This is a genomic window from Aeromonas dhakensis, assembly GCF_002285935.1.
GTDB classification, from domain to species: Bacteria; Pseudomonadota; Gammaproteobacteria; order Enterobacterales; family Aeromonadaceae; genus Aeromonas; species Aeromonas dhakensis.
This window is the reverse complement of sequence record NZ_CP023141.1, coordinates 868,815-885,938: the sequence shown is the minus strand read 5'-3', so window position 1 is coordinate 885,938 and position 17,124 is coordinate 868,815. Positions and strand designations below refer to the sequence as shown.

The window sequence follows — 17,124 nt, the reverse complement described above, 5'->3', positions numbered from 1 at the left end:
CATGGCACAACATACATTTCTGGTAGAGATCGGTACTGCTGAGCTGCCGCCCAAAGCCCTGCGCTCCCTGGCCGAAGCCTTTGCCGACAACTTCAAAGCCGAGCTGACCAAGGCCGATCTGGCCTTCGGCGACGTCGAGTGGTTTGCCTCACCGCGCCGTCTGGCGCTGAAGGTACACGCGCTGGCCGGCGAGCAGCCGAGCAAGAGCGTCGAGAAGCGCGGCCCGGCCGTGGCCCAGGCGTTCGATGCCGAAGGCAAGCCGACCAAGGCTGCCGAAGGCTGGGCCCGTGGCAACGGCATCACCGTTGAACAGGCCGAGCGTCTGGTCACCGACAAGGGTGAGTGGCTGGTCCACACCGCCAAGGTCGAAGGCCGTCCGGCCGTCGATCTGCTGGGCGAACTGGTCGCCTCCGCACTGGCCAAGCTGCCGATCCCGAAGATGATGCGCTGGGGCGACAAGACCATCCAGTTCGTGCGTCCGGTCTTCACCGTGACCCTGCTGCTGGATGGGGATCTGGTGCCCGCCCACATTCTGGGTATCGACTCTGCCCGCACCCTTCGCGGTCACCGCTTCATGGGCGAGAGCGAATTCACCATCGACAACGCCAGCCAGTACCCGCAGATCCTGCAGGAGCGCGGCATGGTGATTGCCGACTTCATGGCGCGCAAGGCCAAGATCAAGGCTGACGCCGAAGCGGCCGCTGCCGCCTTCGGTGGCGTGGCCGATCTGGACGACGACCTGCTGGAAGAGGTCACCGCTCTGGTCGAGTGGCCTGTGGTGCTGACCGCGAACTTCGAAGAGAAGTTCCTGGCCGTGCCGGCCGAGGCGCTGGTGCACACCATGAAGGGTGACCAGAAGTACTTCCCGGTCTACGACAAGAACGGCAAGCTGCTGCCGAAGTTCATCTTCGTCACCAACATCGAGTCCAAAGACCCGAGCCAGATCATCAGCGGCAACGAGAAGGTGGTTCGCCCCCGTCTCTCAGACGCCGAGTTCTTCTTCAAGACCGACCTCAAGCAGACTCTGGCCTCCCGCCTGCCGCGCCTGGAAACCGTGCTGTTCCAGCAACAGCTGGGCACCGTCAAGGCCAAGGTCGAGCGCATCGAGACCGTCGCCGGCTTTATCGCCGAGCGTATCGGCGCCGACGTGGCTCAGGCCAAGCGTGCCGGTCTGCTCTCCAAGTGTGACCTGATGACCAACATGGTCGGCGAGTTCACCGACACCCAGGGTGTCATGGGGATGCACTACGCCCGTCACGATGGCGAAGACGAAGCGGTCGCCGTGGCCCTCAACGAGCAGTACATGCCGCGTTTTGCCGGCGATGCCCTGCCGTCCGGTCTGGTAGCCTGCGCCGTCGCGCTGGCCGACAAGTTCGACACCCTGGCCGGTATCTTCGGCATCGGCATGCTGCCCAAGGGTGACAAGGACCCGTTCGCCTTGCGTCGCGCCGCCATCGGTGCCCTGCGCATCATGACCGAGAAACAGCTGGATCTGGATCTGGTTGAACTGGTTGAAGAAGCGGTACGCGTCTACGGCGACAAGCTGACCAACAAAACCGTCGTCACCGACGTGGTCGACTTTATGCTGGGCCGCTTCCGTGCCGCCTATCAGGACGAAGGCATCGGCGCCGACGTGGTGCTGGCCGTGCTGGCCCGCCGTCCGACCCGTCCGCTCGACTTCGATCGTCGCGTCAAGGCCGTCAGCCACTTCCGCACCCTGGATGCCGCACTGGCACTGGCTGCCGCCAACAAGCGCGTGAGCAACATTCTGGCCAAGGTCGAAGGCGAATTGCCGACTGCCGTCAAACCGGAACTGCTGGTCGATGCGGCCGAGAAGGCGCTGGCCACCCAGGTTGCTGAACTGCAAGCCGAACTGGCCCCGCTGTTCGCCGCCGGTGACTATCAGGCTGCCCTTACCCGTCTGGCCGCCCTGCGCGAGCCGGTCGATACCTTCTTCAACGAAGTGATGGTGATGGCCGACGACGAAGCCCTCAAAGCCAACCGTCTGGCACTGCTGAACAACCTGCGCAACCTGTTCCTGCAAGTGGCGGATATCTCCCTGCTGCAGTGATTACGGTTTGTTAGCAACATCTCAAAACGGCGCCTTAAGGCGCCGTTTTTATTGAGTCCTTACCAATATATTTAACATTCACTAATAAAACAGGAAGTGCGGTGGTTAATAAACAACCAACAGCTCTACCTAATAGGTCCGCCCATACGATGTAGAGTGCCAGTTAGTTGGTCTGAGTTGGAGTTTCCATGACCACTTCCATTGACTTTTTTTGAATCACTTTCAGGGGAATGAAATTCATAAAAAATCGTTTGAGGCATCCAAGGTCAACATAATCTCTAAGGGCTTTTGTAAACTCTTGTATCTCAGAAAACTTATTTTTAAGGTGCCTATCATATTCGAGCCTTAGCCCTGTTAATTCCCACTCCTGCTCACCTTGGGAGGCTTTTCTAATCTCTATATCGAGCCTAGCTCTTTGTTCTAGCATTGACGCTAGTTGCGCATGATGTGAGTTCAATGCTGTGGTTTGCATGCGGATTAAAAAAAACTCTGTAGGTCTAAATTTTGCGGGTGTATAAAGCAACGTATTTTCGTAGTCTTGTAGCAAAGCAAGACCATTCAATGTGAATTTTCCCCGAGAAGATAATCCATCAATCTCATTATCTAGAACACCTATATTAACTTTACATCGCATGATATTAGATTCTGTTAAATCATGAATTTGCATTCTTGCCGACTTGTTATAGCTTAATTTATTCAGAAAGCCAGAGAGAAACGACACAAAGATTGTAAGTAGTACTCCGACCACTGCACCTAATAAAGCTGCAAATATCGTGAGGTATAAGTCTGATGCTTTCAATTGCCCTGATAACTCAAAAATGAATTGCCTTATAAAATCTACAATATCCATAATTGCTACTCATATCCCTGAAAAATTTAATAAAAACACATTAACACAATTAAAAACTGTGACACCCACCTATTTTTCCCTCACCCGAGCAGCTCGTAGGTTGGATTAGCCGGAAGGCGTAATCGGACGTTTGTGTAAATCAACTCTCCCGCCATCACAGCCAGCCGAATTCCCCCTCCGGCTAGCCGCCCCTATTTTACGGCCACAACCACAATCAAAACCTCTCGTTCGTCCGATTACGCTGCGCTAATCGAACCTACAGAAAGCGGTGGCTTGCGGGGCATGCCGGTCTGTGCCGAACATCGAGAAGCCCAACATTGACCTTGGGTTGGCAAAACACCCCCTCATCCCCAACCCTTCTCCCACAAGGGGAGAAGGGGGCAACCCGTAGGTTCGATTAGCCGTCAGGCGTAATCGGACGTTCGCGTAAATCTATTCCCCCGCCATAACAGCCAGCCGAATTTCTCCCTCTGGCTGGCCACCCCGGTTTCACGACAACAGTTGCAGTCAAAGCCTCTCAATCGTTCGATTACGCTGCGCTAATCGAGCCTACGATTCCTGTGCCAATGCGGCGATAATCTTTTCCACGCTCTGGGTGACCGACAGAGTGGCGCTATCCAGTACCAGACGCTCACTGTCCCAGGGTTCATAATCACGAGTGATCACCGCCTGCCAATCCGGCAATGCCAGCCCCTCGATATCCACCGTCCGGTTTTCGACCCGCTCGCGGTGCAGGCTTGGGTTGGAGCAGACCACCTCGACATCGAGACAGGGCACCCCGACCGAGCGGGCGATATCGTGGTAAGCATCCCGGGTGAGCTGGATGGGGTTAACGGAATCCGTGATGACGGTCGAGCCAAGTACCAGGTTCTCTCTGGCCAGCCCATAGGCAACGAAATAACCGGCCGGCCCCATCTCGTGATCCGCCTGTTCCTCGGCACGAATGGCCTGCTCTATGGTATCGATGCGCAGGTAGACGGCGCCCAGCCGCCGGGCCAGGGCTCGCGCTATGGTGCTTTTTCCACTGCCCGGCAAACCACTGAAGATGATCAGCATGTTCCATTCCCGTGATAAAAGAAGAACCCGAGCCATAGGGTATCGGATTGCCATCGCGCCCACAGCGTCTTGTTCAAGGTTGCACGGGATATGCCCGTCAGCGGACTCCCTTGAGCGATAGCCGTTATCGAATACGCGCGCATATAAGCCAGCCTCTCTACCGATCATCAAAATGCATATGCAGGCTGGCTGCTGCCGATGGATAGCAATAGCCACAAAAATATTTTGTGCGCCCCATTTCTCGTTATTGTACCTCATCAATCAAGCCGTGATTTCTGCCAAAACATGGCTAAATATAAATAACAAAGCATTAAAAACGGATTGTTTTATATATCCAACCATCTTTAATACCATCGTGACAATGAAAAATAGTGACACCCACATTCAAAAACAAACCATTGAAAATCAATAAGTTATCACCCAATCAAAATAAGCAACCCAAACAATAAAATTGAAAAAAGATATATAGCATCAATATCAGATTTATCTGAATTAAATAGCCATGGCCTTTTCCACCTCTCCATTTTAATTTCCGCCATTCACCTGAAACACACAGATGGAGATGTGTAGAATGATCATAAAAAAGAAGTTCGTTATGTTGGCAGCCTTGTCCGCCCTGATGTGCTCTACCAGTGCCTTGGCCACTTACCGGGTCGATGTGCAGTGTCTTGATCAGGTCATGTTGACCGATGTCCATGCCGGTTATATCAAGTCGGCCAGTGGCGGCCCCGACGCGGGCAATGCGGTGGTCATCTCATGGGAAAAGAATTATGAGCAGGGCAACACGAGCTTCCATGTCTTCAAGAACCTGAATGATTACCCCGGCAGGGGCATGTTCGAGATGGCCTTGCTGGCGCTGGAACGCGGCCTGCCGGTCAGCGCCTGGGGCAATGATGCCCAGTGCTCCGGCGGTATTCATCAGCTGAAGATCACCCGCAGCTTCAACCCCTAATCCTGTCCGCGCACTGATTCGTGCGATAAAGGGAGTGAACACCAAGCCGGGCCAGTCAGCAGCGCCCGGCTTTAACAACCCGCGCGACCGTCGCTTGCCTTGCGCTGCAACATGCAAAGATAGCGTCGCCAGGTATCTCCCCCGTTCGCGCCACATCTACCCCATCGACACATCTGACCCGGCCGCCACCCGGATAGCCAGTCCGCCGATTTAGTCATATCTTGTCAGGGCGGCTCTGCCAGGGTGACAGGGCCCCTTCACGAGGTGCAACGATGAAACGAGCAATCCAGGCCGCCCTGCTGGCCGTCACCATGGCCGCCGCCGGTGCGCAGGCCGCCGACAAGATCACCACGGTCCCGGTGCAGTTTGCCAAGGGGGCCCACAGCGCCCAGCTCAAGGGCAGCTTCGCGGGCTACGACACCATCCACTACACGCTGGTGGCCAAGGCGGGCCAGACCATGACGGTCAAGATTGGCGGCAGCAGCAACGCCAACTTCAACGTCTTCGCCCCCGGTGCCCAGCCCGGTCAGGCCGAAGCTCTGGGCCGCAACGATGGCGATGGCCAGTGGCAAGGCGCCCTGCCCGCCTCCGGCAAGTACCTGATCCAGGTCTATCAGATGCGCGCCTCCGCCCGCCGCGGCGAGCAGGTGCCCCACACCCTGTCGGTCAGCATCCAGTAAGCCCCACCAACGCGATGCCCGTGCAACCACCGTTATGCCCCCTCCTGGGCTGGGCATGACGGCGGCCTGCTGGTAGGGTGGAGCCATCAATTAATCAACGACCGAGGTTTTATGCAACGCAAGACCCTGGCCCTGCTGCTGGCCAGCCATCTGCTGGTGGGCGCCGCCGGCTTTGCGGCCGGCATCTATGCCCTGCCGATCCTAATCGCCCCGCCCGCCCCCGCCAACGAGCAGGTTGCCGCCCGGCAGGCCCAGGCCAGCTTTCATGGCTCCTTTCGCCGGGATCTGCAAGACAGCGACCGGCTGCACTGGGGTGAGGGGCAGGTCAGCATAGGGCCCGATGCCATCAGCCTGATGGGCAAGCTGGCGCCGGGCCCCGACTACCAGCTCTACCTGTCGCCCACCTTCGTCGAGACCGAGGCCGACTTTGCCCGCCTGAAGGAGAAGATGGTGAAGATCGGGTCGGTGAAGACTTTCGACAACTTTATCGTCCCCCTGCCTGCCGATGTGAATCCTGCCGATTACGACAGCGTGATCATCTGGTGCGAGACCTTCGGCCAGTTCATCACCGCCGCCCGCTACCGGCCGTAACTTTACAACCGGCTCATTCTCCATAAAAAAACGGACACCAGAAGGTGTCCGTTTTAACGCCATGACTCTTGCCTTACGGGTAACGAGCAAGCTTGTTACAGATAGTCGGCCCCGACACCGATATGGGCCAGAGCCGCCAGCTCCAGCGGAGTCAGCTGGCTGACGGAGTCGATCATGGTCGGCTCACCGCGTGCTGACTCGGGCAGCTGAAGGCGTGCCTTGAGTTCGTCGGTCAGACTGCCCACCAGATTGCCCATACGGGTCAAGCGGGAGACCAATACGGCTTCCGGGCTGCTCTCGCTGTCGGCAAAGGTAGAGACCTGTGCCACCGCGAAATCACAGACAGCCTTGGCTCGATCACCAAAATCCCTCTCCAGCTGTTGCAGTACCTGCCGAGCCGCACTGTCATCAAGGCGGGCCAGTTCAGCCTTCATGTGACCGGTGTCAAAGCGCAGTCGCGCCCCTGCATCGAGTCGATCTTCCGGCTTGCCGGCGGTCTGGTCTGCCCATGCCTGGTCGGTCTGACCTGCAAACTGCATCAGACCGCCCAGCACCAACCGCTGGTTGGGACGCGCCGAGGCAAGACTGTCGAGTGCATTGCCCAGAGAAGCACCATTGGCATCGCTGCCGCTCGCAAGAGAGAGCGCCAATGTACGCAGGATCTGCAGATCACCTCGGGTTTGCAGCTTGGCCATATGGGAGCCATTGATGGAGCCATCGGCAATGTGCTGGTGTAAGGCATTGAGATCATCACTGCTCAGGGTAACCTCGGTCGAAGTCTGATCCCGCAGCAGATAGCTGGCCTGGTAGCTGATGAGCTCCAGCGCCTGCTTGTAACCGGTGACCTCGGTCTGGCGCGCCATGGCGACGGTTTCACGGGCGGCAGGCTTGACCTCACCATGTGGGGCCGCCACAACCTCGGCACTGGTGGCAGCTGGCAATGGTTCACCGGCAACCTCGGCCTTGACCGCGCGTTGCAGGTCGGCCACTTCCGCCATCACTGCGTGCAGCTGGCTCATTGCCTCTTGTAACTGCTCCGGAGTCGCGTTGGCGATCAACTCCGTCACCTTGCCACCCACAGTCCCCCATTGCTGGAGCGGGATGCCGGCGATGGGACGTTCAAGCAACCCGGCCGCCAAGGTTTGGCTCTCCTGCCGCATGGAGCCATCCTTGATCCCGTTCAGTGAGGTTGCCAGCGAGCGCAGAGCGCCATTGCCGGTCGCCAGCCGGGCATGTTCCTGCCCCAACTGCTGTGCATCTATGTTATTGAGTTCGTTCGCCTTATCGAGGCCGCCCAGGGTAAAGGGCAATGCCTTTTGCAGCAGCAGACGCTTTTGATCGGCCAGGGAGAGGCTGTCTGCCGGTGGGGCAGAGTGGGCGGGCGCTTCGGTACGGGCCCCCAGCAGATTGCCGATCCACTCTTTCAGCGCCACAAACGGACGGGCCAACTGGGCCCCCAAACGGGACAGCAGCCCCTGTCCTTTTTGCGGTTCACTGCGGTTGCCCAGCTGAAGGGCATCCTGACTGGTAGCAACCTGACGAGCCTCCAACTGGCCCAGTCGGCCAACCTCCGCTGTAGCGTCATTGTGCTGGGCGACGGCCTGCAAGCCGCTGGTATGTGTTTGAATCTGCATGGCGTTTATCTTCTCGTGATGTGTCGTGGCCAGTCTAGGAGAGGCAGTGGGTGCGGACTATCGCGAGTGGTCGGGATTTTTGCACTGAACGCGGCACACCACCCCGCCAGCCGGAAAGCTAAAAAAACAGAGCCACCATTAACAGTGTCGTCACCGGTGAGCTGCTCTAATTGCCCCATCACCAACTTGGAGCCCTCGATGAACCCTCTTTATCACGCAGCCCTCCATCAGCTGTTTCTTTCCCTCTCTCTCCCCATGCCAGCACAGGAAGATAGCGTCACCAGCCTGCAGATCGGCGAGCATACCTACCACCTGACCGAACACCCGGCCAACTACCTGCTGATGTTTACCCGCCTGGAAGCCGCCACCAGCGCACAAGCCGCAGCCCAGAACCTGTTTAGCCAGGACCCTTGCAAACCGGTTCTGGCATTCGATCCGGATAGCCTGACCCCGGTACTCTGGAGTCGTCAGCCACTACAACAACTCGATCGCGGCCAGATCCATCATCAGCTGGAGCAGTTGGTACATGCCGCCCGCGAGATTGGCCAGATCTGACTCTCCCACAGCAATGCCGCACGACCCACTGCTGACCACGCCACCCACAGCCCGGCTGTGCGGCGGCTGAAAGCCAATAAAAAAGGCGCCATCAGGCGCCTTTTTGCACTCAACCAGACCACTCAGCCCGGCGGAAAATGGCCACCAATGCTGATTACGCTGACCTGCTGCAGGGTGCTGTTGATGGTAAAGGCGACCCTGTGCTCCTGACTGAGGCGGATCGTGTAGATCCCCTTATGCTTGCCGCCCAGTTGTTCGTAGTGCATGTCGCCCACCTTGTCGGCGGCATTCTTGGGGTCCGTGCCTCGCACTATCTCCCGTCGCCACTCGTGGTACTTGCTCATGGCCGACGCCGTCACGGCTACGTGCTTGTCCTTGTTGTAGAGGATGCGAGGTTGGGAATCATCGATAGTCCATGCCATAGACAGCTCCTATTTTTGGCTCCAAAAAGAACCAAACTATAGTGCACACCAGCCAGCCGGCCAGCCCGCCCAACCCCAACCTGTCTGTCTGAGTCACAATCTGGCATGCAAAACGGCGCCATCAGGCGCCGTTTTTTGTCGCAGCCTGCCGCAGCAGACCGGAGGGATTCAGCCCCTTCAGCCGGTATAGACCGGCAGCAGGCCCGCCATGTTGAGCAGGTGGAAGGCGGCGGTCAGCACCCCGAACAGGAAGACGCCGACGATCATCGGCATGCCGCCCGGTGCGCGGAAACCCTCGTCCTTGCCCTCCTGCTTGCCGGCGCGCACCTTCCAGGCCAGCAGGGCCGGGATGATACAGGTCCACAGGGTGGCCACGGCGCCCGCGTAGCCGATGGCCATCAGGAAGCCGAACGGGAACAGCAGGGAGAGCAGCAGCGGCGGCAGGAAGGTGGCGGCCCACGACTTGGCGCGGCCCTGGCGGCTGTTGTCGAACTTGAACAGATCCGCCAGATAGTCGAACACCCCCAGCCCCACTCCGATGAAGGAGGAGAGGATGGCGGCCATGGAGAAGGCGTTGAGGGCGCTGGCGACCGCCTCGGATTCAATCACCGAAGCCAGCGCCTTGAGCAGCACGTCGACGTTGCCGCCCTGCGCCACCACGGGCCCGAACTCGCTGCGCGGCAGGTTGCCGAACACGCTCACCAGCCAGATGAGGTAGAACAGCAGCGCGATGGCGGTGCCGCCGAGGATGGCGTAGCGGGCACGGCGCTCTTCACCGTAGTAGGCGCGCATGGAAGAGACAGAGTGGTGATAGCCGAACGAGGTGAGCGCCACCGGCAGCATGGCCAGCGCATAGGGGGCATAGCTGGCGTGCTGGCTCAGGGTGTCGAACAGCAGGGTCGGCTTGATGTTGATGGACAGCCCCGAGATGCCGAACACGAAGCTCAACCCCATGGCGATGACCAGCACCACGGAGATGCGATCCACCGCCCGGGTGGAGTGCCACACCAGGCCGGAGAAGCCCAGGGTAAACAGGATGGAAGCCCACTGGCTGCCGATGCCGGTCATGCCGTCTATGATGAGGCCGGCCGAGGTGATGTAGGCGTAGAGCAGGATGCCGCCGACGAAATAGACAGTGAGGTTGTTGAAGGCGTTGACCTTCTCCCCCAGCAGCTCACGGGTGACGGTGTCGAACGACACGCGCAGCGGATAACCCTGATAGGACTCCAGCAGCATCCAGCCGGATACTGTCATCACTATCATGGTCAGGGTGATGGCCAGTACCGACCAGAGGGTCCAGGCACCCGCCCCCGCACTCGGCAAACCCAGCATGCCAGCCCCGACACAGACGCCGGCAATGATGCATGCCCCGCCTACCAACGATGGTTTCTGTCCCATTTACTTCTCCAAAGACGATTGTGGATCTGATCGCGACCGCGGACCGTTGCATTTGCTACGCCGGTTGTCATGGTAGATCGCGCTCATCTAGGTGCCGGCGCCCGGCGCTGGCTGCTTCGAAGGGGAAGCGAGGTGCGCTCAGGGCTGACTGCCGGTCCGGCACGGCTGCAGAGCCGCCATGTCGGGGAAGGGACTTTACCCTGCTCCCCCTCAGGTATCAAATTTGGGTGCATTTTCAGGCAGCCCGGCCCCTTTGGGCAGACCGCCTTTGACCGGCGTGTCGGTATTCAATGGGTCAGCTGCGGCAGCAGTTGCAGCAGCTGGGCCCGCACCTCGAGCGGCGTCTGGCTGACCCAGATCCCCAGCAGGCCATAACAAAGCAGTGGCAACACCAGCAGCAACAGACAGAGCAGCCCCAGCAAACGTGGAGGGCTGAGCCGGCGCCCCCGCGTGCCCAAGTGCAGCGCATCGGCCCGCTTGGGGCAGGCGGCCACGCAACTCAGGCAGCTGGTGCACTCGAGGCTGCGCATCGCGATCAGCTGGTGTACCTGGATGCGCGACGGGCAGGCCCGGCTGCACTTGTCGCAGTCGTGGCCCTGGCTTCGCAGGCAGCGGGCCGGGTCGCGGCGGATGCGCAGTGGGGTCAGCAGGCCGAGCAGGGCGAGCCAGGCGCCATAGGGGCAGAGGTAGCGGCAAAACCCTTGCCGGAAGGTGGCGGTGAGCAGCAGCACCCAGCCAAGGCAGAGGCCCGAGATCAGGGCCAGGTTGAAGAAGAAGGCCCCCATCTTCATGTCCGCCGCCTGATGGTAGGGGCTGGTGAAGTAGCCGGGCAGGGCGGCGCTTGGCACCGCGATCAGCACGATAAACAGCAGGAACGCGAGCACCAGAAACTTCTGGCAGCGCAGCACGACATCGAGCCAGCCCGGCGGCGTCCACTCCCCCGGCAACAGGCGACTGCGCAGGCCGTGCAGCCACTCCCCCACCAGCCCGAGCGGGCAGAACCAGGCACAGAACGCCCGCCCCAGCAGCAGAGCCGACAGCGAGAGCACCAGCACGGTGACGGTGGCCGCCGGATGGTGCGGATCCACCAGCCCCTGCCCGAGCCAGGCCCGCAGCCCGAGCCCGCCGGCGATGGGCAGGAAACCGTCCACCACGTCAGGGCGCACCAGCCAGGGGCTCATCCCCTGCCCCAGCTGCCAGACATGCAGGCCGTACTGCAGCGTCACCAGCCCCCAGCAGAGCAACAGCAGCTGGCGCGTGCGCGCTCGCAGCCACTGGCTGTCGAGCGCCTCGAGGGAGGGCAGCGGCCGCCGCTGGTGCCAGAGGGCAAGCGCACCGGCCACCAACCCGACGCCGAGCCAGAGCAGGCTGTCAGCCGCCAGCAACCAGAGCATGAGCAGCAGGCCGAGGGCAAGACGCCACTGCCAGCCCGATCGCGCCTGCCACGCCAGCAGCACCAGATAGGCCAAGCCGGCGACCATGGTCACGGCTTCGATCACGCTCATGTTTCCCTCACTGCCTCATCCACCACTGGCGGCAAGGATAACGGACATCTGAATTGATTATTTTGATCTGCATGGGCAGAGGGGGACATTTGCGCCCAATGCCCCTCCCCATGGTTGAACCCTATGCCTTGCGGCTGTTGAACAACGGCAGGTCCGACTCGAACTGATGTGCCAACCCCAGACCCATCAAACAAAAACCCCCTCGCTGGCGAGGGGGTTTGCATACACAGCAAGATGGGGGGCAGGCTAACCGCGGGCGCGGCGCAGGTGGTAGTCGACGTGATAGTCGTTGGCATTGCGGAACATGATGGAGTAGTTGAGAAACTCGCCGTTCTCACCGTATGAGAGCGAAGTGAGTCGCAGGATGGGCGCCCCCTGCTCGATGTGCAGCAGCTCGGCCATGCGCCGGTCGGCCAGCACGGCGCTGAAGCTCTCGTAGTTGCCGGCGATGGGGAGCTGGCACTCGTTCTCGATGTAGGCGAACTTGGATCCCTCCAGATGGGCCACCGAGAGGGTACGAAACAGCCTCACCGGCATGTAGCTCTCCTCCACCAGCAGGGCCCGGCCATCCACCGAGCGCACCCGGTTGGAGAAGTAGACCGGCTCGTTCACCTTGATCCTGAGCTGGCTGGCGATGGCGGGCGGGGCCGGCATGGTGCGAAACTCCAGCACCTCGCTGGTCAGGCTGCGGCCCTGTTCACGCATCAACTCGGTGAAACCGCTCAACCCCTTGGTCTCGTGCTGCACGTCCTTCTTGGTCACGTAGGTGCCGCTGCCGTGGCGCCGCTCCACCAGCCCCCACTCGATCAGCATGTCCACCGCCTTGCGCACCGTCATCCGCGATACCCCGAACTGACTCGCCAGGGTTTTCTCGCTCGGCAGCACATCCCCCACCCGGCAATCCGCCCCGTTGACCCGGATACGTAATCGATCCGCCACCGATTTGTAGATCACTGCTAGACCTCTCTTTACCCAGCCGGGGTGGCGACCCATTTGATCGCCTTTATTTCAACCAGCTGAAAATAAACAATTTTAAATTCAAATAACCCGATAAAAACGTCACAAAAACAAGACGTACAACAATATCGCAAAATTTAGATCTCTTTGTCTAAATAAGAGCATGCGCCGGATCACATAACCACCACATATTTCATGAGGGCCTGATCGCTTGTTGTTAGGTTCAATTCAGCAACACGACAACAGCAGTCAGACAATTCTCTAATAAAAAGGGACGCTATATGCTCAGTCAAATTCAACGTTTTGGCGGGGCAATGTTTACGCCTGTATTACTGTTTCCATTCGCAGGTATGGTGGTAGGCATTGCAATCATGCTGAAAAATCCCATGTTCGTGGGAGAAACGCTGGCCAATCCTCAGGGACTGTTTTTTCAAATAGTTCATATTATTGAAGAGGGTGGCTGGACGGTATTTCGAAATATGCCGCTGATATTTGCCATCGGCCTGCCGATCGGGCTGGCAAACAAGGCTCAGGCCCGCGCCTGCCTCTCCGTGCTGGTCAGCTTCATGACCTGGAACTACTTCATCAATGCCATGGGGATGACCTGGGGCGACTATTTCGGGGTCGACTTCAACCAGGCGGTGGGTGGCGAGAGCGGGCTGGCCATGGTGGCCGGCATCAAGACCCTGGACACCAGCATCATAGGTGCCATCGCCATCTCCGGCATCGTCACCGCTCTGCACAACCGGCTGTTCGACCGACAGTTGCCGGTCTTTCTCGGCATCTTCCAGGGCAGCTCGTTCGTCACCATAGTCGCCTTCTTCGTGATGATCCCCTGCGCCTGGCTGACCCTGCTGGGCTGGCCCAAGGTGCAGATGGGCATCGCCTCCCTGCAGGAGTTCATGCTGGTCTCCGGCCCGCTCGGCGTCTGGGTTTACACCTTCCTTGAGCGGATCCTGATCCCGACCGGCCTGCACCACTTCATCTACGGCCCCTTCATCTTCGGCCCGGCCGCGGTGGAAGGCGGCATCCAGCTCTACTGGGCCCAGCACATGCTGGAGTTCAGCCAGAGCACCCGGCCGCTGATCGAGCTGTTCCCCCAGGGCGGCTTCGCCCTGCACGGCAACGCCAAGATCTTCGGGGCCATGGGGATTGCACTCGCCATCTACGCCACCGCCGCCAGGGAGAACAAGGCCAAGGTGGCCGGCCTGCTGATCCCGGCCACCCTGACCGCCATGCTGGTGGGGATCACCGAGCCGCTCGAGTTCACCTTCCTCTTCATCTCGCCCCTGCTGTTCGCCATCCATGCCCTGCTGGCTGCCACCATGGCGACCGTGATGTACCTGTTCGGGGTCGTCGGCAACATGGGCGGCGGTCTGCTCGACCAGTTCCTGCCGCAGAACTGGATCCCCATGTTCCACAATCACGCCGGCATGATGTTTACCCAGATTGCCATCGGCCTGACCTTTACCGGGATCTGGTTCCTGATATTCCGCACGCTCATTCTGAAATTCAATTTGAAAACCCCTGGGCGGGATGAAAGTGAAATAAGACTTTATTCCAAGGCCGATTATCAGGCCGCCAAAAAACAGCGTGGCCATGATATTGCCGGCCATATTCTGGTGGCGCTCGGTGGCGCGGAAAATATCAACAGCCTGAACAACTGTGCCACTCGGCTGCGCATATCGCTGCGCGATGCAGGCCTGGTGGCACCAGATGATGCTTTCAAACAATTGGGTGCCCACGGCGTGGTCCGCCACGGTGACAGCATCCAGATCATTATCGGTCTGCATGTACCCCAGCTGAGGGAAAACATGGAGAGCCTGATGAACACCCCCTCCTCCTCTTCTTTCGTAACGGAGTCATGATCATGAAAAAATTCTCTGTCGTCATTGCCGGCGGTGGCAGCACCTTTACCCCGGGCATCGTTCTCATGCTGCTGGAGAACCAGCACCGCTTCCCGCTGCACGAGATCAAGTTCTACGACAACGATGGTGCCCGCCAGGAGGTGATCGCCGAGGCCTGCCGCGTCCTGCTCAAAGAGAGAGCCCCGGACATCGCCTTCAGCTATGGCACCGACCCCAAGGCGGCCTTCAGCGGGGTGGACTTCGTGATGGCCCACATCCGGGTCGGCAAGTACCCCATGCGCGAGCTGGACGAGAAGATCCCGCTGCGCCATGGCGTGGTCGGCCAGGAGACCTGCGGCCCAGGCGGCATTGCCTACGGCATGCGCTCCATCGGCGGCGTGCTGGAGCTGGTCGACTACATGGAGCAGTACTCGCCGGATGCCTGGATGCTGAACTACTCCAACCCGGCCGCCATCGTGGCCGAGGCGACCCGTCGCCTGCGTCCCCACGCCAGGATCCTCAACATCTGCGACATGCCCATCGGCATCGAGGGACGGATGGCCCAGATCGCCGGCCTGCCGTCACGCAAGGAGATGCGGGTACGCTACTACGGCCTCAACCACTTCGGCTGGTGGACCCGCATCGAGGACCTGGCGGGCAACGACCTGATGCCGGCCATCAAGGCCCACGTGGCCAAGCACGGCTATGTGCCCAAGCAGGCCGGCCACGCCGAGGCCAGCTGGAACGACACCTTCGCCAAGGCCAGGGACGTGTGGGCCCTTGATCCGGACACCCTGCCCAACACCTATCTGAAGTACTACCTCTACCCGGACTATGTGGTGGCCCACTCCAATCCGGAGCACACCCGCGCCAACGAGGTGATGGAGCACCGCGAGAAGCAGGTGTTCAGCGCCTGCCGCGCCATCGTGGCAGCCGGCAACGCGGCGGCCGGCGAGCTGGAGATCGACGAGCATGCCTCCTACATAGTGGATCTGGCCACCGCCATCGCCTTCAACACCCAGGAGCGGATGCTGCTGATCGTGCCGAACCGGGGCGCCATCCCCAACTTCGACCCGGAGGCCATGGTCGAGATCCCCTGCCTGGTGGGCAGCAGCGGCCCTGAACCGCTTCAGGTGGGCAACATCCCGCTGTTCCAGCAGGGCATGATGGGCCAGCAGGTGGCCGTCGAGAAGCTGGTGGTGGAGGCGTGGATCGAACGCTCCTATCAGAAGCTGTGGCAGGCGATCACCCTCTCCAAGACGGTGCCGAGCGCCTCGGTGGCCAAAGCCATCCTGGACGACCTGATCGCCGCCAACCAGGAGTACTGGCCGCCGCTGCAATAAACGCGGGCCAAACAAAAACCCCCTCGCTGGCGAGGGGGTTTTCTTGTTGCTGGCTCTGCCGTGGCGCGATCAGCGCAGGGACTTGACCGAGCGGCGGACGATCAGCTCGGGCTGCACCGTCATCGACTCGACCTCCAGCTCCTTGTTGCGGATCCGGCTCACCAGCTGCTGCACCGCCAGCAGGCCGAGCTCGGCCTTGGGGTGGCGGATGGTGGTGAGCGGCGGGCTGGAGAAGCGCGCCATCTCCACGTCGTCATAACCGATCATGGAGATATCGTCCGGCACCTTGACCCCGGCTTCCCAGGCGGCGCAGATGGCGCCGATGGCCATGGGATCGTCGAAGGCGAACACCGCGGTCGGCCGCGGCTTGAGGGCCAGGATCCGCTGCATGGCATCGAAGCCGCTCTGGCTCTCGTAATCCCCTTCGAAGATCTGCTCGTCTTTCAGGGTCAGACCCTGCTCGGCCAGGGCATCGCGCACCCCGTCCAGCCGCTGCTGGGTGGTCGGCTTGGCCAGCTGACCCGTGATGCAGACGATGTCGCGGTGACCCTGCTCCAGCAAATGACGCACGGCCAGGCGTGCCCCGATGCGGGCGTTGTCATTGATGACGTTGGCAAAATCGCACTCGGTACCCCAGTCCAGCACCACTTGCGGCACGTTCTTGTGGATGCGAAGCATGTCGCGCAGCGGGGTATCGATGTCGGTTCCCAACACCAGCAGACCGTCGACCCGCTTCTCCATCAACATGCGCAGGTAGTGCTGCTGACGGGGCGGCTGGTTCTCGGTGTTGCAGAGGATCAGGCTGTAGCCCTGCTCGAAGCAGTACGCCTCCACCCCCTGCACCACTTCCGCAAAGAAGGGGTTGGCACTGGTGGTCACCAGCATGCCGATGGTCTTGGTCGAGTTTATCTTGAGGCTGCGCGCTACCGAGTTGGGCGCGTAGTTGAGTTCTGCCACCGCCTCAAGCACTTTTTGGGTTGCGTCTTCGCTGACCCGACGGGTGTGATTGAGTACATGTGAGACGGTGGAGATGGATACGCCTGCGCGGGAGGCGACATCCTTGATAGTGGCCATCTCTGTCTCCTGAAGATCAAAGGCGGAACATTAGCAGATTTCCCGAATAAAGGCTTGGTTTTAACGAGTGCTGCCAATGAATTGTCAATGCTGGCTAATCTAGGTGGTCATTTCTATTTGCGCAAACGGATTTTGGTCAAAATGGGAGCAGCGTCAGAGTAAAATATCGTCAGTTTTTTCATCTATCAT

15 protein-coding genes are annotated in these 17,124 nt (G+C 59.9%); 7 read left to right on the top strand and 8 right to left on the bottom strand.

The window, feature by feature from the left end:
- The first annotated feature begins 1 nt into the window (after position 1).
- The gene (gene glyS, locus CK627_RS04385; RefSeq protein ID WP_095591763.1) at positions 2-2,071 is read left to right on the top strand and encodes a glycine--tRNA ligase subunit beta; all 2,070 of its coding nucleotides are present in this window, start codon (positions 2-4) and stop codon (positions 2,069-2,071) included.
- A 163-nt stretch (positions 2,072-2,234) separates the two neighbouring features.
- Here the strand turns inward: glyS and CK627_RS22475 are convergent, their stop codons facing one another.
- Positions 2,235-2,921, bottom strand: a complete 687-nt coding sequence (locus CK627_RS22475; protein ID WP_021468820.1) for a hypothetical protein — start codon at positions 2,919-2,921, stop codon at positions 2,235-2,237.
- 549 nt (positions 2,922-3,470) lie between these two features.
- On the bottom strand, positions 3,471-3,977 hold the full coding sequence (locus CK627_RS04375) for a P-loop nucleotide/nucleoside kinase family protein (protein WP_095591761.1): 507 nt from the start codon (positions 3,975-3,977) through the stop codon (positions 3,471-3,473).
- Positions 3,978-4,548: 571 nt separating this feature from the next.
- Here CK627_RS04375 and CK627_RS04370 point away from each other — a divergent pair.
- From CK627_RS04370 to CK627_RS04360, 3 genes are all read left to right on the top strand, one after another.
- The gene (locus tag CK627_RS04370) at positions 4,549-4,929 is read left to right on the top strand and encodes a hypothetical protein (protein WP_095591760.1); all 381 of its coding nucleotides are present in this window, start codon (positions 4,549-4,551) and stop codon (positions 4,927-4,929) included.
- Positions 4,930-5,201: 272 nt separating this feature from the next.
- The gene (locus CK627_RS04365) at positions 5,202-5,609 is read left to right on the top strand and encodes a hypothetical protein (protein WP_005307387.1); all 408 of its coding nucleotides are present in this window, start codon (positions 5,202-5,204) and stop codon (positions 5,607-5,609) included.
- Positions 5,610-5,720: 111 nt separating this feature from the next.
- Positions 5,721-6,200: a DM13 domain-containing protein gene (locus CK627_RS04360; protein WP_017784671.1), complete on the top strand. Its 480-nt coding sequence runs from the start codon at positions 5,721-5,723 to the stop codon at positions 6,198-6,200.
- A 95-nt stretch (positions 6,201-6,295) separates the two neighbouring features.
- Here the strand turns inward: CK627_RS04360 and CK627_RS04355 are convergent, their stop codons facing one another.
- Entirely contained in the window at positions 6,296-7,834 is a 1,539-nt protein-coding gene (locus CK627_RS04355) for an AexT-like T3SS ADP-ribosyltransferase toxin (protein WP_095591759.1), read from the bottom strand.
- 198 nt (positions 7,835-8,032) lie between these two features.
- Between CK627_RS04355 and CK627_RS04350 the strand changes: the two genes are divergently transcribed.
- The gene (locus tag CK627_RS04350; RefSeq protein WP_095591758.1) at positions 8,033-8,389 is read left to right on the top strand and encodes a CesT family type III secretion system chaperone; all 357 of its coding nucleotides are present in this window, start codon (positions 8,033-8,035) and stop codon (positions 8,387-8,389) included.
- A 122-nt stretch (positions 8,390-8,511) separates the two neighbouring features.
- Here the strand turns inward: CK627_RS04350 and CK627_RS04345 are convergent, their stop codons facing one another.
- The 4 genes from CK627_RS04345 to CK627_RS04330 form a co-directional block, all read right to left on the bottom strand.
- Entirely contained in the window at positions 8,512-8,811 is a 300-nt protein-coding gene (locus tag CK627_RS04345) for a type II toxin-antitoxin system RelE/ParE family toxin (protein ID WP_005307369.1), read from the bottom strand.
- Between the two features lie 177 nt (positions 8,812-8,988).
- Positions 8,989-10,209 carry an aromatic amino acid transporter gene (locus CK627_RS04340; protein ID WP_005307366.1) on the bottom strand — a complete coding sequence of 407 codons (1,221 nt, stop codon included), beginning with the start codon at positions 10,207-10,209 and terminating at the stop codon, positions 8,989-8,991.
- 287 nt (positions 10,210-10,496) lie between these two features.
- Positions 10,497-11,714 carry a 4Fe-4S binding protein gene (locus CK627_RS04335; RefSeq protein ID WP_095591757.1) on the bottom strand — a complete coding sequence of 406 codons (1,218 nt, stop codon included), beginning with the start codon at positions 11,712-11,714 and terminating at the stop codon, positions 10,497-10,499.
- Positions 11,715-11,960: 246 nt separating this feature from the next.
- Positions 11,961-12,668, bottom strand: coding sequence for a GntR family transcriptional regulator (locus CK627_RS04330; RefSeq protein ID WP_010635556.1), 708 nt, complete (start codon positions 12,666-12,668; stop codon positions 11,961-11,963).
- Between the two features lie 284 nt (positions 12,669-12,952).
- On the opposite strand from CK627_RS04330, the gene CK627_RS04325 reads away from it, so the two are divergent.
- Complete coding sequence (locus CK627_RS04325) at positions 12,953-14,539, top strand: alpha-glucoside-specific PTS transporter subunit IIBC (protein WP_095591756.1); 1,587 nt, start codon at positions 12,953-12,955, stop codon at positions 14,537-14,539.
- Between the two features lie 2 nt (positions 14,540-14,541).
- A complete protein-coding gene (locus CK627_RS04320) occupies positions 14,542-15,861 on the top strand; it encodes a 6-phospho-alpha-glucosidase (RefSeq protein WP_024942235.1) in 1,320 nt (439 codons plus the stop codon).
- Between the two features lie 69 nt (positions 15,862-15,930).
- Here CK627_RS04320 and CK627_RS04315 read toward each other — a convergent pair whose 3' ends face one another.
- Positions 15,931-16,935 carry a substrate-binding domain-containing protein gene (locus tag CK627_RS04315; protein WP_024942236.1) on the bottom strand — a complete coding sequence of 335 codons (1,005 nt, stop codon included), beginning with the start codon at positions 16,933-16,935 and terminating at the stop codon, positions 15,931-15,933.
- Positions 16,936-17,124 lie beyond the last annotated feature (189 nt).